The sequence below is a fragment of the Janthinobacterium sp. GMG1 genome, assembly GCF_034427795.1.
Lineage (GTDB): Bacteria > Pseudomonadota > Gammaproteobacteria > Burkholderiales > Burkholderiaceae_D > Janthinobacterium.
On record NZ_JAXQNT010000008.1, the window covers coordinates 220,909 to 238,221 of the forward strand.

Genomic DNA, 17,313 nt, shown 5'->3' on the forward strand with positions numbered 1-17,313 from the left:
GGACGAGTAACTGCCGGAAGGCCGGCAGCATGGCCGGTCATGGACGCCATCGGCGGGCTGCAGGCCCGCCTGGCGGAGTGGGTGGAGGCGCTTCGTTGACTCAAAATGGCGATAGGTACCGTGAACTGAACTGCGGTTGAACCAGGCTCGCTGGAAGCCGACAACGCGCATTGGATCAAAATGGACGATCAATTCAGATGCGCTACGAATTCCAGCACTTCTTCCACGTGAGTTGCGACCTTCACGCCTCTCCATTCTTTCACCAATCGGCCCTGGGCGTCAATCACAAACGTACTGCGCTCGACGCCACGGACCGTCTTGCCGTACATCTGTTTCATCTTCATGACGTTAAACAGCAGGCAAACGGCTTCGTCCGGGTCGGAAATGAGCTCGAATGGCAGCTCCAGCTTGGTTTTGAAACTTTCGTGCGAGCGCAGGGAATCGCGGCTGATGCCGTAGATTTCCACGCCGGCGGCGACGAATTGCGAATACGCATCGCGGAAGGCGATGTTTTCCGTGGTGCAGCCAGGGGTGTTGTCCTTCGGATAGAAAAACAGCACGGTGGCCTTGGCCGGACGGCCCAGCAACTGAAAGGTCTTGCCGCTGGTCATAGCGGCGCTAAAGTCGGGTATGCTTACGAGGGATTGGCTATCAGCCACAGGTTCTCTCCTGAACGGTGATCATCAGCGCTGTTTTTAATCTGGCAACGCATCCAGGTGCAACAATACAGCATTCAGGCCGCTTTGCCCTGCACAATCAGGCGTCCCGAACGGCCTGGCAACTCATCCCAGGTGACGGGACAAACGGGCAAGTCCGTATTTTTTATCTTTTCATAATAATCGCCCATCGCTGCAAACTGGTAGCCCTGGGCTTTCCAACCAGCCAGCAATTGTTCGAAAATGGGGGCGAGTTTCTGTCCTTCAAGTTCCGCATGCAAGGTATACACGTGATCGCGGGGATTATCCGCCGTCAGCGACAATATATGCGCGGCAACATTGCCGGTCGTGATCAGTTTGCCGTCGATTTCGCAGCCCAGCAATTCATCCAGGGTGGGCAGGGTGGTGGGCAGTTGCACGCATTGCAGGATGGTGTTGCCATTGCGCACGCGGTGCGGGCCATTGCTAGGATGGACCATGGCGCCGCGCGCGTCGAGCATGGCGCGGCCATCGGAGGCAAAGCGGTAGCCGGCCGTGTCGTGTTCGACAAAGGCGCTGACATTCATTTGCCAGCCGGCCGCGCCGTGCGTGTGGGGCTTGGTGCCAAACACTTGCTCGTAGCGGTTGGCGGCCTTGCGCATCATGTTGATGGTCCAGGCGGCGTTGCGCTTGGCCACGTTGTCTTGCCACAGGGTGTGATCCCAGGTGTGGATGCCGCACTCGAAACCGGCATCGCGCACGGCGCGCAATTGCGCCGCGCATTGCTTGCCGATATCGGGTCCTGGCAGCAAAGTGCCGTACATCAATGTTTTCAAGCCGTAGTGCTCGACCACCGAGGTGCGCGACACCTTGCTGAAAAAGCCGGGCTTCAAGGCGCGCCGCAGGGCCCAGCCCGTGTGGTCGGGGCCCAGCGAGAACAGAAAAGTGGCCTTGGCCCGGTGCGCGGCCAGCATGCGCACCAGATTGCCCATGCCTTCACGGGTGCCGCGATAGGTATCGACGTCGATTTTCAGGGTCAGGAACGGCTTGCTCAACATTAATCCATCAGTGCTTTGGCTTGGGCTACCTGGCTGCGGTAGGCGTCGAAAATATTGCGCAGGGAATCGGCCATGGTGGTGGTCGGCGCCCAGCCCAGCTCTTCGCAGGTATTCGTGATTTTCGGCACGCGGTTTTGCACGTCCTGGTAGCCGGCGCCATAGTAGGCGCCCGACGTCGTTTCCACGATTTTCACGTGTTTCGCGCCTTCGGCATATTCCGGGTATTCGGCGGCCAGGGTCAGCATCATGCCGGCCAGGTCGCGGATCGAATAGTTATTGGTCGGATTGCCAATGTTGTAGATCTTGCCGCTGGCGATGCCGTTCTTGTTGGCGATGATACGCATCAGTGCATCGATGCCGTCGTCGATGTAGGTGAACGCGCGTTTCTGCGCGCCGCCGTCGACCAGCGAGATGTTCTCGCCGCGCACGATGTGGCCAAAGAATTGCGTCACCACGCGCGAGGAACCTTCTTTCGGCGTGTGGATCGAATCGAGGCCGGCGCCGATCCAGTTGAACGGACGGAACAGGGTGAAGTTCAAGCCTTCCATGCCGTAGCCCCAGATCACGCGGTCCATCAGCTGCTTGGCGTTCGAATAGATCCAGCGCGGCTTGTTGATCGGGCCGCAGATCAGTTCCGAGTTTTCCGGGTCGAATTCCTCGTCATGGCACATGCCATACACTTCCGAGGTCGACGGGAAGACCAGGTGCTTGCCGTACTTGGCGGCCGAGCGGACGATGGGCAGGTTGGCTTCGAAGTCCAGTTCGAACACGCGCAGCGGCTGCTTGACGTAGGTCGATGGCGTGGCGATGGCGACCAGGGGCAGGATCACGTCGCATTTCTTGACGTGGTACTCGACCCATTCCTTGTTGATCGTGATGTCGCCTTCGAAGAAGTGCATGCGCGACTTGTAGTTGTCATCTTCCAGCAATTCCGTGATGCGGTCCGTGTTCATGTCCATGCCGTAGACATGCCAGTCGGTGGTTTCCAGGATGCGCTTGGACAGGTGGTGGCCGATGAAGCCGTTGACGCCTAAGATGAGGACTTTTTTCATGTGAGATTCTCTTGAGTGATATCAGTGTGTGCTGACGCGGGTGGTCAGACTTGCTTGCAATTGCTGAGCCGAAATCGGCTCCCCGGCAGCCCTCAGCGCGGAAATGGCCAGCATGCGGCCGTCTCCGCAGACGCCAAAGATGCAATTATCCACTACCGCCAAGCCCGGTGGCAAACTTCCTGCGGAATGCTTGCTCAAACGGGCTTTTTCGATGGTGTAAATGACATCGTTGACTTCGGTGAAGGCGCCGGGATAGGGGGGCGCGACGGCCCTGTGCAGGTTGTATACCTGCTGCGCCGGTAACTTCCAGTCGATGCGGCCGTCTTCGGGCTTGCGGCCGCCAAAGTAGCCGCCCTGGCGCAAATCGTTGAGCTGTCGCGGCGCCGTGCCGTCCAGCAAGGCCGGCAGCACGTTCCACAAGGTTTGTTCCGCCGCCACGGTGACCTTGCCGAAGACTTCGAAGGCCGTATCGTCGGGCAGGATGGGCACGGCCGATTGCGCGACGATGGCGCCGGCATCGGGCTTGACCGTCATTTCATGCAGGGTCGCGCCCGTTTGCGGGGCGCCATGCAGCACGGCCCAGTTGACGGGTGCGCGACCGCGGAACTGCGGCAGCAGCGAGCCGTGCATATTGTAGGCGGGCGCGACTTCCAAGATGCTAGCCGGCAACATGTGGCGGTAGTAAAAGCTGAACAGCATGTCCGGCGTTGCCGCCTGCACCTGCGCCAGCAGTTCGGGCGCGCGCGCGTCCGAAGGCGTGATGTACGGGATGCCTTCGGCCTGGCACAGGCTGGCGACGGATTCGAACCACAGGTTTTCCGTGGGGCTGTCTTCGTGCGTGACGACCAGGGCGATGTCGACGCCACCGGCCAGCAGCACCTTGATGCAGCGTACGCCGACATTGTGGTAGCCGAAGACGACGGCGCGTGGCGCGCCCATCAGCGGCCCACCTGGCGCTTTTCCAGGCGCACGCACGATGGCGCCTCGGCTTCCGCCTGGATCATGCCGTCCTGCAAGATGGTTTGCACCACGTAGCGGGGGCGGGCACGAACTTGCTGGAAGATGCGTCCCACGTATTCGCCCACCAGACCGATGCCGAACAGGATCACGCCCATCAGGAAGAAGGCGATGGCGAACAGGGTGAACACGCCCTGCGCCTCGGCGCCGAACAGGAAGCGGCGCGCCAGCAAATAGATCACCAGTACGGCCGAACTGAAGGACAGCAGCATGCCCAGCATGGAAAAGATTTGCAGGGGAATCAGCGAAAAGCCCGTGACCAGGTCGAAATTGAGGCGGATCAGGCTGTACAGCGAATATTTCGATTCGCCGGCCGAGCGTTCCTCGTGCTCGACGGTAATTTCCGTGGGCTTGCGGGCAAACGTGTAGGCCAGGGCGGGCACGAAGGTGTTGACTTCGGCGCACTGGTTGACCAGGTCGATCACATTGCGGCCATACGCGCGTAGCATGTTGCCCTGGTCCGTGATCTTGATGTTGGTGATGCGTTCGCGCAAGCGGTTCATCATCTTCGATGCCAGTGTGCGCCAGGCGGAATCTTGCCGCTTGCGCCGGATCGAGCCCACGTAATCGTAGCCTTCGCGCATCTTCGCCACCAGGTTGCCGATTTCTTCGGGTGGATTCTGCAGGTCGGCGTCGAGCGTGACCATGATCTGCCCGCGCGATGCTTCAAAACCGGCCAGGATGGCCATGTGCTGGCCATAATTGCCGTTGAACAAGACCACGCGCGTGACGTCGGGGCGCTGGCGGAACTGTTCCGCCAGGATGGCTACCGAATTGTCGCGGCTGCCGTCGTTGATGAAGATGATCTCGTAGCTTGTCTGCAGGGCGTCGAGGGCCGGATACAGGCGGGCGAACAGGCTGGCCAGGCCATCCTGTTCGTTGTAGATCGGAATGATAATGGACAGTTCAGGTTTCATCGGCGCGCTGCTCATTTGATGAGAATGGATTTGACCGTGGCGACGGCGCGTTCCACGTCCTGTGTCGTCATGGCGTAGAACATCGGCAAGGTCACGGTCAGGCGGCCGATCTTTTCCGAGACGGGGAACATGCCCTCGGTAAAGCCGCGTTCGCGGTACATGGTAAACAGGTGGATCGGTGCGTAATGATAGCCCGTTCCCACGTTTTGCTGCGCCATTTGCTGCATGAAGGCGGCGCGCGTGCCGGGGCCATTGTCGGGCAGGATGATCTGGAACAAATGCCAGTTGCTGTTTTCAAAATCCTGCACCGGCAACTGGGCGCCGCTCTGCGCTTCGAAATCGCTGCCGAATTGCGCGAAATAGTGGCGTGCCAGCGCGCGGCGGTGGGTCGTGATCGCATCGATATTGGCGAACTGGCCCAGGCCGATGGCGGCCATGATGTCGCTCATGTTGTACTTGCCGCCCAGCACATCGACGTCGATGCCGTCGACGCCGCTGCGCGTGACGCCCTGCAGCCGGTATTTCTCGGCCAGCTTCGCTTCTTCCAGGTTGTTCAGGACGAGGCAGCCGCCTTCGCCCGTGGTGATGTTCTTGTTGGCCTGGAAACTGAACGAGACGAAGTCGCCAAACGCGCCGATGCGCTTGCCTTTCCAGGTGGAACCGAACGCTTGCGCCGCGTCTTCCACGACCCGCAAATTGTACTTGTCAGCGATCGCGTACAGGCGGTCCATGTCGACGGGCAGGCCGGACAGGTAGACGGGGATGATGGCTTTCGTGCGCGGGGTGATGGCCGCTTCCAGCTTGTCGAGGTCGATATTCCGGGTGACGGGGTCGATATCGGCGAAAACAGGCGTGGCGCCCACTTCGATGATGACGTTGGCCGTCGCTACCCACGACACGGGCGTGGTGATGACTTCGTCGCCGGGGCCGATGCCGGCGATGCGCAGCGCGATTTCCATGGTGCACGTGCCCGAATTGAAGGTGCGCACGGGACGCCCGCCAAAATACTCGGACAGCTGGGCTTCGAAGGCCTGCACTTTCGGGCCGCTGGTGATCCAGCCCGAGCGCAGCACGTCGCCGACGGCGGCGATGGTCGCTTCGTCGATGGTGGGTTTGGAAAAGGGCAAAAAGGGCAGGGTAGAGGTCATGGGGCGCAGTTCTTGGATCTGTATTGTGTCAGGGTATCGGCATCGCCGAGGCTGCCAGTGCCGTCAACAGGGGCCGGCAGGCATGGCTATTTTATATCGTCAGTATGGCGGCGCAGCCCCTTCAGCGGTGAAAAATCCTGCTGATGCGGGGGCGGCGCAAACTGGCCGGGGGCGCGATCCGTGCTGCCTCGCGCCCCTTTAAACATTTATTTGTTGGCAATGACCATGCGGCGCGCATCTTCGGTAATCACACGCATCGGCACGCCACGCGCTTGCAATTCCTTGTAACGGTTCAGGCTGATAATCGCCATGTCGCGCACGCCGGCATTGGCATCGTTCGTCCACTGCGTGATGAAAGTCTCGATGCTGGGGATGGACAGTTCGGGCTGCTGTTTCAGGCCAAACGTAAACTCATCCCAGTAATCGACGAGGATCACGGGCCGCTGCAGATAATACGTCAGCGACTGTTCATAGATGCCGACCGAATAGAGCTTGGTATCGGCCGTCAGTTCGGCCTGGATCTGCGGCAGCATGTCCGTGCCAGCGCGGTTCTGGCCATACAGCTCGGAGCCGGCCAGGATGCAGTGCGTGGCCAGGAAGCCGGCGCCGGCGATGGTCAGCACCGTCATGTCGCGGCGCAGCTGGCGCGCATGCAGCAAGGCCAGGGCGCCGCCGGCCAGGGCGAAGAAGCCGGCCGCCATCAGCCATGGCTGGTAGCCCTTGAGCGCGACCAGGGCTTCCGCGTCGCGTGCGCTGGCCTTGCTGAAGGCGATCGGTCCGCCGATCAGGATGGCCGCGCCCAGCACGCACAGCAGGCCGGCGGCGAACAGGCGCTGGCGGCGCGAAGCCGATTCCAGGTACAGCGCCACCAGCAGGGCCAGGGCCGGGAAGACGGGCACGATATAGCCGGGCAGCTTCGACGTCGAATAGCTGAAGAAGAAGAAAATGAAGACGGCCCAGACCAGCAGCATCAAGCGGGGCTGGAACGCGCCTTCCTGGCGCTGGAAGGCGGCGGCCAGGCTTTGCGGCAGCACGCCTATCCATGGCAGGATGCCGGGGATGAGCAGCACGAGGAAGTAATACCAGGCGCCTTCGCGCTTGTGGCCCTTCATCAGGAAGCGCTGGAAATGTTCGTGGATGAAGAAGAAATGCGGCTGCTCCGGATTGCGCAGGGCGACCAGCACGAACCATGGCGTGGCGATGGCAAAGAACACCAGCAAGCCCTTGACCAGGTGCAAACGCGTCCAGATGCGCCAGTCGCGCGCGCACAGCGAATACAGCACCAGCACGGCGCCCGGCAGCACGATGCCGATCAGGCCCTTGGCCAGCACGGCCAGCGCCATGGCGGCCCAGCAGGCCAGCATCCAGTTGCGTCGCTCGTTCGCCGTGGCGTCATCGCGCTGGGCGATCAGCAGGCTGCCCAGGGTGAGGGTCATCATGCCCGACAGGCCCATGTCCAGCGAATTGATCTGGCCGGAAGCGAGCCAGAACAGGCTCGACGCCAGCACCAGGGCCGCATACAGGCCGACGCGCGGGCCGAACACTTTCTTGCCCGCGTAGGCCGTCATGCACACGCCGATGATGCCGCACAGGCCAGTCCACAGGCGCGCCTGCCATTCGCCCAGGCCGAAGGCGGCGAAGGTCAGCGCATTCATCCAGGTTTGCAGCGGCGGCTTTTCAAAGTACTTGATGCCGTTCAGGCGCGTGGTGATCCAGTCGCCCGTGACGAACATTTCGCGCGCCATCTCGGCGTAGCGGCCCTCGTCGGGCGGCACCAGCGTGCGCACGCCCAGCGCATACAGGGTGACAACGATGAAGATGCCCAGCAGGGACCACATCAGCACCCGCGACGAGTGCAGCTCGTTGACATTGATTTTCATGCGGCCTTGCCTGCGGCCGGGGCCAGGATCAGTGCCAGGGTGACTTTGCGGCCTTCGCCCATGAGGATATTGTAGGTGCGGCAGGCAGCCTGGCTATCCATGCATTCGACGCCGATGCGGCGCATGGTCAGCGCGGCCGTCAGCTTCGGATGCACGAAGCGCTGGCGCTCGCCCGTGCCGAGGATGACCACGTCGGGCGCGTCGGCCAGGATTTGCGCGAAATGCGCCTCGTTCAATTGCTCGAAACTGTCCACCTCCCATGCCCGTGGCGGCATTTCCGGCATGACGATCAGGCTGTAGCTGTAGGGCTGGGCATTGATCTCGACGCCGTTTTCGTCATAGCCGGTGACAGTCTGGTATTGTTGGGTGCTGCTGGCATGGAGTTTCATGGCGATATCGGGGCTGGTCGTGTCGGTTGATCGGTGCGCGCGCGGCCAAACTGCGTGCCGCGGCCAAGGGCGTAAGCATGCCATAAATGACAGAAAAGAGCGACTGAAAAGCAACATCCTTTCCAAATTGCAATGTTCGGCGCCACAGTGGCGATGCCTGCTTGCGCCATGGTAGTGCTGCAAGATTAAGGGAAGATGAAGATGGCACCCACCCGATTGCCGTCGGGAGGCGCCGGCGTGGCAGAATCGGCGTCAAATGCTGGGGTTGGCCATGTTTAATTTGATAAAATGGCCTGTTTTCGGCGAGAATGGTTGTTTTCGCCTTGCAGTCTTTCGCATCGCAGTTTCACGGGTTCATAGTTCTGGCGCGGCTATCATGCTGCAAGCTTAGGTCTCCGCGCCGCATCACGACAGGGATTTATTTTGCGACCGATTCAGAAATCGAATAAATTGGCGGACGTCTGCTATGACATCCGCGGCCCGGTCCTGGAAAAATCCAGGCAAATGGAAGAAGAAGGCCACAAGATCACGAAGCTCAATATCGGCAACCTGGCCGTCTTCGGCTTCGATCCGCCGGACGAGATCGTGCGCGACATGATGCTCAATCTGCAGAACGCGGCCGGCTATACGGATTCGAAAGGCATGTTCGCGCCGCGCAAGGCCGTCATGCACTACACGCAGGGCAAGAATATCGCCGGCGTGACCATCGATGACATCTACCTGGGCAATGGCGCTTCCGAGCTGATCGTCATGTCGATGAACGCCCTGCTCAACAGTGGCGACGAAGTGCTGGTGCCGGCACCCGACTACCCGTTGTGGACGGCCGCCGTCAGCCTGTCGGGCGGCAATCCCGTGCACTATGTGTGTGACGAGCAGAACGAGTGGTATCCCGACATCGAGGACATGCGCCGCAAGATCACGCCGCAGACCAAGGCTATCGTCGTCATCAACCCGAACAATCCCACCGGCGCGCTGTACCCGGTGGAAGTGCTGCTGCAGATCGTCGAACTGGCGCGCCAGCACCAATTGATCATTTTCGCCGACGAGATCTACGACAAGGTCCTGTACGACGAAGCCGAGCACGTGTCGATCGCCTCGCTGGCCGACGACGTGCTGTTCATCACAATGAACGGCCTGTCGAAGAATTACCGCTCCTGCGGCTACCGTTCCGGCTGGATGGTGGTTTCGGGTGAAAAGCGTCACGCAAAAGATTACATTGAAGGCCTCAACATGTTGGCCTCGATGCGGCTATGCGCCAACGCGCCGGGGCAGTTTGCCATCCAGACGGCGCTTGGCGGCTACCAGAGCATACAAGACCTGGTGGGGCCCGGCGGGCGCCTGTTGAAACAGCGCGACCTGGCGCACAAGCTGCTGACCGATATTCCGGGCGTCACCTGTGTCAAGCCGAAGGCCGCGCTGTACATGTTCCCGCGCCTGGACCCGGAGATCTACCCGATCGCCGACGACCAGCAGTTTGCCTATGAATTACTGGCCGAAGCGAAGGTCCTGATCGTGCAGGGCACGGGCTTCAACTGGATCGCGCCCGACCATTTCCGCGTCGTCTTCCTGCCCAACTCCGATGACCTGACCGAGGCCATGGGGCGCATTGCGCGCTTCCTCGAAGGTTACCGCAAGCGTCACGGCCGGGGCTGAACCAGCCAGCAGCAGCAATCTCGATCAACCATACCGATCAACCTGGCGCCGCCCAAGGGGGCGCCACTTATGAGCAGTCAAGCACAATTATGAAATCCATCAAGATCGGCCTGCTGGGCCTGGGCAATGTCGGTTACGGCACGTTCAGCGTCCTGAAACGCAACCAGGAAGAAATCAAGCGCCGCGCGGGCCGCGGCATTGAAGTCGTCGCCGTCGCCGTGCGCGACGTGGCGCGCGCCGAAGCGCTCGTCGCCGGCGGCTGCAAGGTCGTCAATGACCCGATGCTGATCGTCAACGATCCCGAGATCGACATCGTCGTCGAACTGATCGGCGGCTACGACCTGTCGAAAACCCTGGTGATGCAGGCCATTGCCAACGGCAAGCACGTGGTCACGGCCAACAAGGCCCTGCTGGCCGTGCACGGCAACGAAATCTTCGCCGCCGCCCAGGACAAGGGCGTGATGGTGGCCTTCGAGGCGGCTGTCGCCGGCGGCATCCCCATCATCAAGGCGCTGCGCGAAGGCTTGACGGCCAACCGCATCGAATGGATCGCCGGCATCATCAACGGCACCACCAATTTCATCCTGTCCGAGATGCGCGACAAGGGCCTCGATTTCGCCACCGTGCTGAAACAGGCGCAGGAACTCGGTTACGCGGAAGCCGACCCCACCTTCGACATCGAGGGCGTCGACGCCGCGCACAAGGCCACCATCATGTCGGCCATCGCCTTCGGCATCCCGGTGCAGTTCGACAAGGCCTACGTGGAAGGCATCAGCAACCTCAATGCCGTCGATATCCGCTACGCCGAGCAACTGGGCTACCGCATCAAGCTGCTGGGCATCACCAAGCGCGCCACCGTCAACGGCGTGGAAGGCATCGAGCTGCGCGTGCATCCGACCCTGATCCCGGCCAAGCGCCTGATCGCCAACGTGGAAGGTGCCATGAACGCGGTGCTGGTGCATGGCGACGCCGTCGGCGCCAGCCTGTACTCGGGCCGCGGCGCGGGCGCCGAGCCGACCGCCTCGTCGGTGATCGCCGACCTGGTCGACATCACGCGCCTGGCCACGGCCGACCCGGAACACCGCGTGCCGCACCTGGCGTTCCAGCCGAACGCGATGACCGACATCGCCATCTTGCCGATGTCGGAAATCACCACCAGCTACTACCTGCGCATGCACGTGGCCGACCAGCCGGGCGTGCTGGCCGACCTGACGCGCATCCTGGCCGAACGCGGCATCTCGATCGACGCCATGCTGCAAAAAGAGCCGGCCGAGGGCGAGACGCACACGGACATCATCATGCTGACGCACCAGACGCAGGAAAAGAATGTCACGGCCGCCATCGAGAAGATGGAAGCCCTCAATAGCGTGGTGGGCACGGTCACCAAGATCCGCCTGGAAAACTTGAGCTGATTTTCACAAGGTTGCATGCAAAACGGCGCCCGCGGGCGCCGTTTTTTCATACGATGACTGTCTTACAGTTGCGGCACGTCGGGCGCGCCGACCGGACCCACATCCATGCCGTCATAGCTGGCCAGCTGGTTGTCCTGCGCAAACGCCATCAGTTCGCCATTGCGCGCGTGGAGGCTGTCGACGCCATGCACTTCGGCCTTTTCCACGTGCAGTACCCACACGGGCGGTGCGGCAGGGTCGTCGAGTTCGGGCTGGTACAGTTCCACCGGGCGGTAGCCCTGCAGCGCCAGCAGGGTGGCGGCTTGCTCCAGCGGCTCGGACGCCGGGTTGGTGAAGTAATAGCCCCACAGCAGCGGCTGGGACAGATCCCACGGCGCGTTCTCGGCGATATTGGCAAACAGTTCGGTCACATCTTCTTTGGTCATCATGGCGCTGCCTTCCTTAAAATCTCAGGACGCGATCTTAGCATCGACTGGCGTCGGGGCGAAATACACGCCGACTTTCAGTCCATGTCGATTCGCCGCTGTCGTCAGTTCCAGGCGGGCGCCGTGCAGGGCGGCGATGTCGCGCACGATGGCCAGGCCCAGGCCGGCGCCGCCAGGGTTGCTCTCGAGCGCCGTGCCGACCCGGTAGAACGGCGTGAACACGCGTTCGCGCTCGGCCGGCGGGATGCCCTTGCCGCTGTCTTCCACCTCCAGCACGGCGCCGTGTCCGTTCTCTGCCTGCGCGGCGCGCACGCGCAGGATCACGCTGCCGCCCTGCGGCGTGTAGCGCAGGGCGTTGTCGACCAGGTTGGCGACCAGTTCATGCAGCAGCAGGGCCTGGCCATGCACGGGCGCTTCGTCGGGCGCTTCCAGCGACAGGTCGATATGCTTGCCGACGGCGGCCATGGCCATTTCCAGTCCCACCTGCTGCGCCACGTCGCGCAAGGGTACGGTGTCCATCGCCAGGTTCTCGCCGCCATGCTCGATGCGCGCCAGGGTCAGCAGGCGGTTGGCCAGCAGCACGGTCGAATCCGTGGTGGCGGCGATCGAGCGCACGATGTCGCGCAGAGCGGCCATGTCCTGCGGCGCGGCGCCTTGCCGGTCGCACTCGCGCATGGCCAGTTCGGCCTGGGTTTTCAGCACTGTCAACGGCGTGCGCAACTGGTGCGAAGCGTCGGCGATGAAGCGGCGCTGGCTGGCGATCAGCTGCTGCAGGCGCGACATGGAGCCGTTCATGGCGCTCACCAGCGGGCGCATTTCCTTGTGCACCAGCGTGGGGTCGACGTCGGACAGGTCGGACAGGGTGCGCGTCTCGACTTCCGTTTTCAGGCGCATCAGCGGGCGCAGCACCAGGCGCACGGCAAACCACACGAGGGCGCCCATCACCAGTATCATCGCCGCCTGCCAGCTCAGGGTGTCGAACAGGATCTGGTTCGACAGGCCGCGTCGCGCGTCCAGCGTTTCGGCCACCTGGATCAGGGCGATGCCGCGCATCGAGTCGTCATACACGGGTTGCAGCAGGGCGGCGATGCGGATCGGCTTGCCATGGTAGTCGGCGTGGTAGAAGCGCACCAGGGCCGGATAATTCTGTGAGCGGGGCACGTTTTTTGGCACGGGCGGCAAGTCGCCATAGCCCGACACCAGCTCGCCATTGATGCCCGTCACCTTGTAGTAGATGCGGCCCAGGGTGTCGGTCTCGAAGCTGTCGAGTGCCACGTAGGGCACTTCGGCCACCACCTTGCCGCCCACGATGGAAACGCGCTCGGCCAGCGCCCGCGTCGACGCCAGCAGGGAGCGGTCGTAGGCCATGTCGGCCGCGTCGAGCGCGTTGCGGTACACAAAAACGGCATCGAGCAGCACCAGCATCACCAGCGGGATGAGCAGCCAGCGCAACAGCTGGCTGCGCAGGCTGCCCAGCGGCCGCCCCTGCGCCCAGCGCCGGCGCAGGCGCTCGAACACGGGCAGGCGTGGGGCACGCACGGTCATTTCGGCGCTGCCGGCGCCATGGCGCTGCGCGGCTGCAGCAGGTAGCCGATGCCGCGCAGGGTGGTGATGACGGCGCCGTCGGGCGAACCATTCTCAAGTTTCTTGCGCACGCGGTGGATATACAGTTCGATGGCATCCAGGTTGGCGTCGTCGGCCAGCGCGAAGACTTCGTCGAACAGCTTTTCCTTCGATACGGCGCGCCCCGAGCGCGTGATCAGCGCTTCGAGCACGGCGTGTTCGCGCGGCGTCAGGGGAAAGGGGGCGCCGGCATAGCTGAACATGCGCGTGACGGTGTCGAAACTGAGGGCGCCGCAGGTGTGCACGAGGGCTTCGTTGCCCTGGCTGCGGCGCAGCAGGGCCTTTACGCGCGCTTCCAGTTCGGCCAGTTCGAACGGCTTGGCCATGTAGTCGTCCGCGCCCAGGTTCAGGCCCTGCACTTTTTCATCGAGGCCGCCGCGCGCCGTGAGTATCATGACGGGAGTCTTGCCGCGCGTGCCGCCGCGCGCGCGCAGGCGGCGCAGCACGTCCAGGCCATCCATCTTGGGCAGGGTCAGGTCGAGCAGCACCAGTGAATATTCCTGCGTGTGCAGCAGGGCGTCGGCATCGGCGCCGTTGTGGGCGGTCTCCACCGTCAGGTGCGCGTCGCGCAGGGCCTTTGCCAGCCAGTGCGACAGCTCCAGATGGTCTTCCACTAATAATATGCGCATGGTCTCCGCCATTCGTTTGAATTGATGCAGTGTAAGCCTGCCGGCGCCGCGCCGACAGGGGCGGCGATGAATATGTTTGTCCCCCTTGTGGCTGGCGGACGACACCTGTCAGTCTGAAAGCGAATTGAAAGGATCGCGCTCATATAGTGTGATCCTGATTCATGAAATTGATCAGGCATATCACTAATAACTATATCTAAGGGAGACACGTTACATGAAGAAAACTGCATTCTCGCTGGCCGCCATGGCGGTACTCGCTGCCGCCGGCAGCGCCCAAGCCCAGTCGAACGTCACCCTGTACGGCCGCCTGGACGCCGGCATCAGCAACACCAGCAACGCCGGTCCGAACAAAAGCTCGATGACGCAAGTGAGCTCCGGCGGCATGAATACCTCGCGCTGGGGCATCCTGGGCAGCGAAGACCTGGGCGGCGGTCTGAAAGCCGTCTTCAACCTGGAAGGCGGCATTCTGGTCGACACGGGCGCGGCCGACGGCGCGCTGTTCAAGCGCCAGGCCAATGTGGGCCTGGAAGGCGCGTTTGGCCGCGTCGTGCTGGGCCGCTCGTTCACCACCGTGTACGATTTCGTGCTGCCGTTCGATCCGATGGCGTATGCGCCGTTCTACTCGTGGGCCACTTCGGCCAACGCGACGGGGCCGAGCAAATACGGCATGACGACGGCCTTCGACAACATGGTCAAGTATTCGGGCAAGACGGGCGACTTCAGCTACGGCGCATCGTACGGTTTCGGCGAACAGTCGACGGGCAACTCGGACAGCGCCAAGCTGTCCACGGCCGTCACCTACAAGACGGGTCCTGTCAGCCTGCTGGCCACGTATGAGCAGGTCAACGGCAATGCCATCGCCGGCGGCGCGCGCGACAAGACCACCGTGTACCACCTGGGCGCCATGTATGACGACGGCCCGTGGAAAGTGCAGGCGGCGGCGCGCGACTACAAGCTCGATCCGGCTGCTTCCGGCAAGGCCGACGTGCGCGGCACCCTGTACTGGGGCGGCGTCAGCTACAAGACCACGCCGGTCATCACCCTGACGGGCGTGATCTACTACCAGGACGTGAAAAACGTGGCCGCCAACCTCAATGCCGATCCGATCATGTACGTGGCGCGCGTGCGCTATGCCCTGTCCAAGCGCACCGACCTGTACGTGGCCGGCGCCTACGCCAAGGCCAAGCACAACCAGCTGGTCAGCCTGTCGCGCGACGATGCCGGTTTCGGCGACACGCAGCGCGGCCTGATCGCCGGCATCCAGCACCGCTTCTAAGGCCTGACGATGCTGCGCTCCCTGTTCCTGTCGCTGCTGTGCCTGCTGCCCGCTGTTGCGGGGGCGCAGGCGTTCGCGCCGGCCGAGTGCGTGGTGCCGTCCAAACCGGGCGGCGCCATGGATCTGACCTGCAAGCTGGCGAAAAAAGGCCTGGCGCAGGAGGGCGTGGCCGCCGCGGCTGCGGGCGCAGCCATGCGCATCAGTTATCTTCCCGGCGGCATCGGCGCCGTGGCCTGGCACTCGATGGGCTCGCAGCGCCGCCGTGCGGAAGCGAACACGCTGGTGGCTTTTTCGGGCGGTTCGTTGCTCAATCTGGCACAGGGCAAGTTCGGCAATGCCAAGGCGGGCGACGTGCGCTGGGTGGCGGCGCTGGGCGCCGACTACGGCATGATCGCCGTGCGCAGCGATTCGCCCTACAAGACGCTGGGCGACCTGATCGCGGCATTGCGGCAGCATCCGGACAAGGTGCTGATCGGCGTCTCTGGCACCATCGGCAGCCAGGACTGGCTGAAGATGGCGCTGGTGGCGCGCCAGGCCGGCATCGATCCGAAAGTGCTGCGTTTTGTCGCGCTCGAAGGCGGCGGCGAAGTGTTTACGGCGATGCAGGCCGATTATGTGCAGGTGGTCTCGGGCGACACGTCCGAAGCCACCCTGAACGCCAGTGCCAACCACGCGCGCGTGCTGGCGGTGCTGTCGGAGAAGCGCCTGCCCGGCGTGCTGGCCGGCGTGCCGACGGCGCGCGAGCAGGGCGTCGACGTGGTATGGCCGATCATCCGCGGCCTGTGGATGGGCCCACAGGTGCCGGATGCGGATTACCAGCGCTGGGTAGCCACGTTCGAGCGCGCCATGGCCACGCCGCAGTTCGCCGAGTGGCGCGCGCAGGCTGGCCTGTATCCATTCGCCCTGACGGGGCCGAAGCTGACCGCGTATGTCAGGAAGGCGGTCGACGAGTATGCCAGGCAGGCGAATGAGCTTGGCCTGATGCGCTGAACGACCTCATATTAAAAAAACCTATTCATAGACGGAGACAACCCCATGCAAACCAAGACCCTGCTTCAAGCCGCCCTTGCCACCGCGTTTGCCAGCCTGGCCGGCGCCGCTTTCGCCCAGGTACCGGCAGGCTATCCGGCCGACTACCAGAAGATCATCGACGCTGCCAAGAAGGAAGGCAAGGTGGTGATCTATAGCGCCACCGACAGCAAGGCCGCCGCGCCGCTGATCAAGGATTTCAGCGCCCTGTATCCCGGCATCTCGGTCGAATATAACGACATGAATTCCACTGAAGTGTATAACCGCTTCATTTCCGAAGTGGCCGCCGGCGGCAACACGGCCGACGTGATGTGGTCCTCGGCGATGGACTTGCAGATGCGCCTGGCCTCCGATGGCTACGCCCTGAAATACAAGTCGGTCGAAGCGGCCAAGATCCCCGGCTGGGCCATGTGGGACGACCAGGCCTACGGCACCACGTTCGAGCCGGCCGCCATCGTCTACAACAAGCGCTTGCTCGACCCGAAGGAAGTGCCGAAGAACCATGACGACTTCGTCAAGCTGATCGCCACGCCGAAGTTCAAGGACAAGGTTACGACCTACGACATCGAAAAATCGGGCGTGGGCTTCATGTTCATGTCGCAGGACGCGAAGGAATATCCGCAATTCCTGGCGCTGCAAAACGCGTTTGGCACGGCCAAGGTGCGCGTGCAGTCGTCGACGGGCACCATGATGGAGCGCATTTCATCGGGCGAAAACCTGATCGGTTATAACGTGCTGGGCTCCTACGCCCTGGTGCGCGCCAAGACCGACCCGTCGATCGGCGTGGTGCTGCCCAAGGATTACACCCTGATCCTGTCGCGCGTGCAGTTCATCAACAAGAACGCGAAGAACGTCAACGCCAGCAAGCTGTGGCTCGATTACATCCTGTCGCACCGCGGCCAGACCATCATCGCGAACGGCGCCAAGCTGTTCGCCATCCGCGCCGACGTCACGGGCGAGACCACCTCGGCGGACCTGATCAAGGAAATCGGCGCGGCCAATGTCAAGCCGGTGCCGGTGCATCCGATTATCCTGCAATTTTTGGGACCAGCCAAGCGCATGGCTTTCCTCAAACAATGGAAAGAGACAGCCGGCAAGAAGTAACGCCGTCCTGGCCGTCCGCAGGCGCGTGCCAGCGGACGGATGCCGTACCCTTCATTCATTGGATTC

At 62.5% G+C, this 17,313-nt stretch carries 16 protein-coding genes; 5 read left to right on the forward strand and 11 right to left on the reverse strand.

Translation table 11 applies throughout. From position 1 onward, the window contains the following. Positions 1-188 precede the first annotated feature (188 nt). The 8 genes from SJI03_RS21220 to SJI03_RS21255 all read right to left on the reverse strand — a co-directional run bounded on the left by SJI03_RS21220 (position 189) and on the right by SJI03_RS21255 (position 8,096). Positions 189-659 carry a peroxiredoxin gene (locus SJI03_RS21220; RefSeq protein WP_092606418.1) on the reverse strand — a complete coding sequence of 157 codons (471 nt, stop codon included), beginning with the start codon at positions 657-659 and terminating at the stop codon, positions 189-191. 74 nt (positions 660-733) lie between these two features. Continuing rightward, entirely contained in the window at positions 734-1,693 is a 960-nt protein-coding gene (locus tag SJI03_RS21225; RefSeq protein WP_322428463.1) for a polysaccharide deacetylase family protein, read from the reverse strand. Beyond that, complete coding sequence (locus SJI03_RS21230; protein WP_230517331.1) at positions 1,693-2,745, reverse strand: bifunctional UDP-4-keto-pentose/UDP-xylose synthase; 1,053 nt, start codon at positions 2,743-2,745, stop codon at positions 1,693-1,695. The genes SJI03_RS21225 and SJI03_RS21230 overlap by 1 nt, the downstream gene beginning before the upstream one ends. Positions 2,746-2,766: 21 nt before the next feature. Continuing rightward, positions 2,767-3,684: a formyltransferase gene (locus SJI03_RS21235; RefSeq protein WP_322428464.1), complete on the reverse strand. Its 918-nt coding sequence runs from the start codon at positions 3,682-3,684 to the stop codon at positions 2,767-2,769. Then, positions 3,684-4,679, reverse strand: coding sequence for a glycosyltransferase (locus SJI03_RS21240; RefSeq protein WP_322428465.1), 996 nt, complete (start codon positions 4,677-4,679; stop codon positions 3,684-3,686). The genes SJI03_RS21235 and SJI03_RS21240 overlap by 1 nt, the downstream gene beginning before the upstream one ends. 11 nt (positions 4,680-4,690) lie before the next feature. Continuing rightward, a complete protein-coding gene (locus SJI03_RS21245) occupies positions 4,691-5,827 on the reverse strand; it encodes a DegT/DnrJ/EryC1/StrS aminotransferase family protein (RefSeq protein WP_322428466.1) in 1,137 nt (378 codons plus the stop codon). Positions 5,828-6,033: 206 nt separating this feature from the next. Next, a complete protein-coding gene (locus SJI03_RS21250; protein ID WP_322428467.1) occupies positions 6,034-7,707 on the reverse strand; it encodes a glycosyltransferase family 39 protein in 1,674 nt (557 codons plus the stop codon). Beyond that, positions 7,704-8,096, reverse strand: coding sequence for an Mth938-like domain-containing protein (locus SJI03_RS21255; protein ID WP_322428468.1), 393 nt, complete (start codon positions 8,094-8,096; stop codon positions 7,704-7,706). The genes SJI03_RS21250 and SJI03_RS21255 overlap by 4 nt, the downstream gene beginning before the upstream one ends. A gap of 423 nt (positions 8,097-8,519) precedes the next feature. On the opposite strand from SJI03_RS21255, the gene SJI03_RS21260 reads away from it, so the two are divergent. Both SJI03_RS21260 and SJI03_RS21265 read left to right on the forward strand, forming a co-directional pair. After that, positions 8,520-9,749 carry a pyridoxal phosphate-dependent aminotransferase gene (locus tag SJI03_RS21260; protein WP_099380387.1) on the forward strand — a complete coding sequence of 410 codons (1,230 nt, stop codon included), beginning with the start codon at positions 8,520-8,522 and terminating at the stop codon, positions 9,747-9,749. 89 nt (positions 9,750-9,838) lie between these two features. Further along, on the forward strand, positions 9,839-11,161 hold the full coding sequence (locus tag SJI03_RS21265) for a homoserine dehydrogenase (protein ID WP_034785478.1): 1,323 nt from the start codon (positions 9,839-9,841) through the stop codon (positions 11,159-11,161). Between the two features lie 62 nt (positions 11,162-11,223). Here SJI03_RS21265 and SJI03_RS21270 read toward each other — a convergent pair whose 3' ends face one another. The 3 genes from SJI03_RS21270 to SJI03_RS21280 are packed head-to-tail and all read right to left on the reverse strand — an operon-like array spanning position 11,224 to position 13,838. Beyond that, positions 11,224-11,589, reverse strand: a complete 366-nt coding sequence (locus SJI03_RS21270; protein WP_322428469.1) for a ribonuclease E inhibitor RraB — start codon at positions 11,587-11,589, stop codon at positions 11,224-11,226. Between the two features lie 21 nt (positions 11,590-11,610). Then, positions 11,611-13,131 carry a sensor histidine kinase gene (locus tag SJI03_RS21275; protein ID WP_322428470.1) on the reverse strand — a complete coding sequence of 507 codons (1,521 nt, stop codon included), beginning with the start codon at positions 13,129-13,131 and terminating at the stop codon, positions 11,611-11,613. Beyond that, complete coding sequence (locus tag SJI03_RS21280) at positions 13,128-13,838, reverse strand: response regulator (protein ID WP_322428471.1); 711 nt, start codon at positions 13,836-13,838, stop codon at positions 13,128-13,130. Before SJI03_RS21280 ends, SJI03_RS21275 begins: the two co-directional genes overlap by 4 nt. Positions 13,839-14,052: 214 nt before the next feature. Between SJI03_RS21280 and SJI03_RS21285 the strand changes: the two genes are divergently transcribed. The 3 genes from SJI03_RS21285 to SJI03_RS21295 are packed head-to-tail and all read left to right on the forward strand — an operon-like array spanning position 14,053 to position 17,247. Continuing rightward, positions 14,053-15,114 (forward strand): porin, encoded by a 1,062-nt coding sequence (locus SJI03_RS21285; protein WP_099380385.1) that lies wholly within the window; start codon positions 14,053-14,055, stop codon positions 15,112-15,114. 9 nt (positions 15,115-15,123) lie between these two features. After that, positions 15,124-16,104: a Bug family tripartite tricarboxylate transporter substrate binding protein gene (locus tag SJI03_RS21290; RefSeq protein ID WP_322428472.1), complete on the forward strand. Its 981-nt coding sequence runs from the start codon at positions 15,124-15,126 to the stop codon at positions 16,102-16,104. A 45-nt stretch (positions 16,105-16,149) separates the two neighbouring features. Then, on the forward strand, positions 16,150-17,247 hold the full coding sequence (locus SJI03_RS21295) for an ABC transporter substrate-binding protein (RefSeq protein WP_322428473.1): 1,098 nt from the start codon (positions 16,150-16,152) through the stop codon (positions 17,245-17,247). Positions 17,248-17,313: the final 66 nt, after the last annotated feature.

What these genes read in the sequence shown, in the direction of transcription:
- SJI03_RS21225 (WP_322428463.1), bottom strand. Translation starts at nt 1,693, where the DNA reads ATGTTGAGCAAGCCGTTCCTGACCCTGAAAATCGACGTCGATACCTAT.
- SJI03_RS21230 (WP_230517331.1), bottom strand. Translation starts at nt 2,745, where the DNA reads ATGAAAAAAGTCCTCATCTTAGGCGTCAACGGCTTCATCGGCCACCAC.
- SJI03_RS21235 (WP_322428464.1), bottom strand. Translation starts at nt 3,684, where the DNA reads ATGGGCGCGCCACGCGCCGTCGTCTTCGGCTACCACAATGTCGGCGTA.
- SJI03_RS21240 (WP_322428465.1), bottom strand. Translation starts at nt 4,679, where the DNA reads ATGAAACCTGAACTGTCCATTATCATTCCGATCTACAACGAACAGGAT.
- SJI03_RS21245 (WP_322428466.1), bottom strand. Translation starts at nt 5,827, where the DNA reads ATGACCTCTACCCTGCCCTTTTTGCCCTTTTCCAAACCCACCATCGAC.
- SJI03_RS21250 (WP_322428467.1), bottom strand. Translation starts at nt 7,707, where the DNA reads ATGAAAATCAATGTCAACGAGCTGCACTCGTCGCGGGTGCTGATGTGG.
- SJI03_RS21255 (WP_322428468.1), bottom strand. Translation starts at nt 8,096, where the DNA reads ATGAAACTCCATGCCAGCAGCACCCAACAATACCAGACTGTCACCGGC.
- SJI03_RS21265 (WP_034785478.1), top strand. Translation starts at nt 9,839, where the DNA reads ATGAAATCCATCAAGATCGGCCTGCTGGGCCTGGGCAATGTCGGTTAC.
- SJI03_RS21270 (WP_322428469.1), bottom strand. Translation starts at nt 11,589, where the DNA reads ATGATGACCAAAGAAGATGTGACCGAACTGTTTGCCAATATCGCCGAG.
- SJI03_RS21275 (WP_322428470.1), bottom strand. Translation starts at nt 13,131, where the DNA reads ATGACCGTGCGTGCCCCACGCCTGCCCGTGTTCGAGCGCCTGCGCCGG.
- SJI03_RS21280 (WP_322428471.1), bottom strand. Translation starts at nt 13,838, where the DNA reads ATGCGCATATTATTAGTGGAAGACCATCTGGAGCTGTCGCACTGGCTG.
- SJI03_RS21285 (WP_099380385.1), top strand. Translation starts at nt 14,053, where the DNA reads ATGAAGAAAACTGCATTCTCGCTGGCCGCCATGGCGGTACTCGCTGCC.
- SJI03_RS21290 (WP_322428472.1), top strand. Translation starts at nt 15,124, where the DNA reads ATGCTGCGCTCCCTGTTCCTGTCGCTGCTGTGCCTGCTGCCCGCTGTT.
- SJI03_RS21295 (WP_322428473.1), top strand. Translation starts at nt 16,150, where the DNA reads ATGCAAACCAAGACCCTGCTTCAAGCCGCCCTTGCCACCGCGTTTGCC.